Consider the following 3,411-nt stretch of genomic DNA (forward strand, 5'->3'; position numbering starts at 1 on the left):
GCTTCCATGTGTGTGTATCCTGTTATTCTTTATCGATGAGTTCGATATTGTTGTTGACCAAATTGATGGGCGTCAGCGTGTAGGCGGAGAAGTCTTGATTGAAATGGACTTCGTAGTATTGGTTTTTGATGCCGATAATCATGCCGTTGAACAGGCGCGTGCTGTTGACGATGATGTCTTGTTTTTCAACTTTTTGGTTTTCAATCAAGGCATTGAGAAAACCCACCATGCGCGAAGTATCGGCGGCAAAGTTTTGACGCTCGCTGTATGAAAGATATTGCGTGCCGCAGATGAGGATGAGCAACAACAGCGCAATAATGCTCAGGTCGCGGTATTTGGTGTCCATACGGTGGCGCAGGTATTGCGATACGGTGAGCAGGAGGATGACGAGGGCGGCGAAAATCAGGATATATTTCAAGTAGTCGTGGAAATACATATGATTTTCAAGATAAAAGTGAGAAAAGAATTTCATGGTATTTGATAAATTTGGGAAGGGTAATCAGGCCGTCTGAAACTTACATTTCAGACGGCCTTGTCTATTAAACAAGGATTTTGCGTTAAGGTTTCGGATAAAGCATACATGGCGCTTCCCGAAGTAGTATCAGTTGATAAATCCGTCGTCTTTCATTTTCTTTTCGGAAAAATACTGGCCGATGACCAGTAAGCTGGCCAGAATGATAATGAAAAGACCTGCCATGGTCAGGGTGATTTTGAGAAACATATCGGCATCGACGAAGGAAAACCAAAGTTGCAAAATCAAGAGCAACACCCAGCTGACGAACAATCCGAGACAGGCATAGACGCCGAGTTTAAACACGTTCTTTTTCCAAAATGACGACGTAGGCTTCACGCACGAAAAACAGCAGCATGCGGCGTTGGTCTTTTTCCATGGTAACGACCTTCCAGCCTTGCGAAGCGTGGCTGTTGAGGAAATCGCTGAATTTGACCGGATTGATTTTGGCGCTGCCGAAAACCAAACTGGAAAGCAGGTTCTCTTGATAAATGACGGCTTTATATTCTTTCATTTTATTCCTTTGAAAATAAGGGGGCTTTAAAGCCCCCTGATTCTACTCCTTATTATTCAACTGCGGTAATACGGAGCCTTCGCCCAATGCCAACAAACCGCTTTGCGAGTAAATACCCAGTTTGGCGCGGGTATCGGTGATGTCGAGGTTGCGCATGGTCAGTTGGCCGATGCGGTCGAGCGGTGTGAACGCTGCGTCTTCGACTTTTTCCATGCTCAGGCGTTCCGGTTGGTAGGTCAGGTTGGGCGATTCGGTGTTCAGAATCGAGTAGTCGTTGCCGCGGCGCAGTTCGAGGGTGACTTCGCCGGTGATGGCTTTGGCGACCCAGCGTTGGGCGGTTTCGCGCAACATAAGGGCTTGGCTGTCAAACCAGCGGCCTTGGTAGAGCAGGCGGCCGAGGCGCAGGCCGTTGATGCGGTATTGTTCGATGGTGTCTTCGTTGTGGATGCCGGTGACCAAACGCTCGTAGGCGATGTGGAACAATGCCATGCCCGGGGCTTCGTAGATGCCGCGCGATTTGGCTTCGATGATGCGGTTTTCGATTTGGTCGCTCATGCCCAAGCCGTGGCGGCCGCCGATGCGGTTGGCCTCGAGGAAGAGTTCGACAGGATCGGCGTATTCTTTGCCGTTTAGTGCAACCGGCACGCCTTCTTCAAAGCGTACGCTAACTTCTTCGGGTTTGACTTCGACGCTTTCGTCCCAGAAGGCAACGCCCATGATGGGCTTAACGATTTTGATGCCGCTGTTGAGGAATTCCAAGTCTTTGGCTTCGTGGGTGGCACCCAGCATGTTGGAGTCGGTAGAGTAGGCTTTTTCAACCGACATTTTGTAGTTGAAGCCGTTGGCAATCAAAAATTCGCTCATTTCGTGACGGCCGCCGAGTTCGTCGATAAATTGTTGGTCGAGCCAAGGTTTGTAGATTTTCAACGCCGGATTGGTCAATAGGCCGTAGCGGTAGAAACGCTCGATGTCGTTGCCTTTGTAGGTGCTGCCGTCGCCCCAGATATTCACATCGTCTTCTTTCATGGCGGAAACGAGCATGGTGCCGGTAACGGCGCGGCCCAAAGGCGTGGTGTTGAAATAGGCTATGCCGCCGGTGGAAACGTGGAACGCACCGCATTGGATGGCGGCGATGCCCTCGTGTGCCAACTGCGCGCGGCAGTCAATCAGGCGGGCATTTTCTGCGCCGTATTCCATCGCTTTTTTAGGAATAGCGTTGTAATCGTCTTCGTCAGGTTGGCCGAGGTTGGCGGTGTAGGCGTAAGGCAGTGCGCCTTTGAGTTTCATCCACAACAGCGCGGCAGAGGTATCAAGACCGCCGGAGAAGGCGATGCCGACTTTTTGACCGACGGGGAGATTTTGTAAAATGGTATGGTTTTGGCTCATTGGGATTCCTCCAGACTTGAAAAGTTGAAACCATTATCTTATAAATGGATAAGATAATCTACTTTGATGCCGTCTGAAAAAGCATTCAGGTTTTCAGACGGCATTTGTCCGCAATTATTGATGGTGCTATCTGACGCTGAATGCAATGAAGCATACTGCCCAAACCGAAGCAGCTGCCAAAGGCCACAACAAGTAGCCTTTTTGCCCGGTCAAACGCCACATTTCATCTGCATTGGTTGCAACAAAAAACAACCACAAAAAACCAAGTAAAATATCCGTAAAGACTGCCAGTGAAAAAATCATACGGTTTGCAGGCAAGAGGCTGAATGCGTTCAGAACAACCCATTGTATAAAAAATGTGGAAAGCGTAGCATATTTGGCGCGAAAATTGACTGCCCGTTTGTCTTGATGAATTTTACGGCGAATAATCAAATACTGAACAATCAGCACAAACGTACACACAAAAAGGCTGATAATGAACATGAAAAACGCAAAAATGCCGATTACAAACATGAGCCTCTCCTATCCGTTGCACCTATACCATAGCCAAGTGATGGCACCGAGTGCTTCGCTTTCGTTCCATTGTTCATTGGGGTAGAGTTTAGGGGAGATGATGTTTAGGGTTGTGATGGTGGGCATAGTTTAGAGGGGGGGTAAAACAAAAAAGGTAAGTGTAAGTGGTTTTAAGGCTGCCTGAAAGCGGATTAACAGCGAAAAAGAGAACGCGTGAGTGCGAGCACCCACGCTTGCTATCAGACAGACTGGCTACGCTGGCTATGCTTGTTATATATCTATATGGTTATATAGATATATAATTTTTTCACTCCATTCATTTGATTGTAGGGTATCTGTATCTTCAGCAATATACAAACCAATATCTTTTGACCAGAATGCATAAGTTTGTTGAATTATATCTATATTCTTCAGATAATTAAAATCTGAGAAAGCACCATCAAACATGCATATTATAGCTATTGGATTAAGCTGATTGATATTTAGT

The 3,411-nt window shown here is 47.2% G+C and carries 6 protein-coding genes and 1 pseudogene; all 7 read right to left on the bottom strand.

The genetic code is table 11. The annotated features are described in order from the left end of the window. Positions 1–22: 22 nt before the first annotated feature. Entirely contained in the window at positions 23–472 is a 450-nt protein-coding gene (locus ACTHUE_RS13505) for a DUF3290 domain-containing protein (protein WP_107724199.1), read from the bottom strand. Between the two features lie 129 nt (positions 473–601). Beyond that, on the bottom strand, positions 602–817 hold the full coding sequence (locus ACTHUE_RS13510; RefSeq protein WP_440398736.1) for a hypothetical protein: 216 nt from the start codon (positions 815–817) through the stop codon (positions 602–604). After that, on the bottom strand, positions 810–1,025 hold the full coding sequence (locus ACTHUE_RS13515; protein WP_003749376.1) for a DUF4177 domain-containing protein: 216 nt from the start codon (positions 1,023–1,025) through the stop codon (positions 810–812). The genes ACTHUE_RS13510 and ACTHUE_RS13515 overlap by 8 nt, the downstream gene beginning before the upstream one ends. A gap of 42 nt (positions 1,026–1,067) precedes the next feature. Next, positions 1,068–2,411: an argininosuccinate synthase gene (argG, locus tag ACTHUE_RS13520; RefSeq protein WP_249552144.1), complete on the bottom strand. Its 1,344-nt coding sequence runs from the start codon at positions 2,409–2,411 to the stop codon at positions 1,068–1,070. Between the two features lie 126 nt (positions 2,412–2,537). Continuing rightward, positions 2,538–2,924, bottom strand: coding sequence for a hypothetical protein (locus tag ACTHUE_RS13525; protein WP_070461245.1), 387 nt, complete (start codon positions 2,922–2,924; stop codon positions 2,538–2,540). A gap of 9 nt (positions 2,925–2,933) precedes the next feature. Beyond that, positions 2,934–3,050, bottom strand: coding sequence for a hemolysin D (locus tag ACTHUE_RS13530; RefSeq protein ID WP_083290052.1), 117 nt, complete (start codon positions 3,048–3,050; stop codon positions 2,934–2,936). 144 nt (positions 3,051–3,194) lie between these two features. After that, positions 3,195–3,411: pseudogene (locus tag ACTHUE_RS13535) on the bottom strand (VENN motif pre-toxin domain-containing protein); the annotation flags it as partial.

It is taken from the genome of Neisseria sp. P0021.S005 (assembly GCF_051956955.1).

Excerpts from the sequence above, each read along its gene's own strand:
- ACTHUE_RS13505 (WP_107724199.1), bottom strand. The coding sequence starts at position 472 with ATGAAATTCTTTTCTCACTTTTATCTTGAAAATCATATGTATTTCCAC.
- ACTHUE_RS13515 (WP_003749376.1), bottom strand. The coding sequence starts at position 1,025 with ATGAAAGAATATAAAGCCGTCATTTATCAAGAGAACCTGCTTTCCAGT.
- argG (WP_249552144.1), bottom strand. The coding sequence starts at position 2,411 with ATGAGCCAAAACCATACCATTTTACAAAATCTCCCCGTCGGTCAAAAA.
- ACTHUE_RS13525 (WP_070461245.1), bottom strand. The coding sequence starts at position 2,924 with ATGTTTGTAATCGGCATTTTTGCGTTTTTCATGTTCATTATCAGCCTT.
- ACTHUE_RS13530 (WP_083290052.1), bottom strand. The coding sequence starts at position 3,050 with ATGCCCACCATCACAACCCTAAACATCATCTCCCCTAAACTCTACCCC.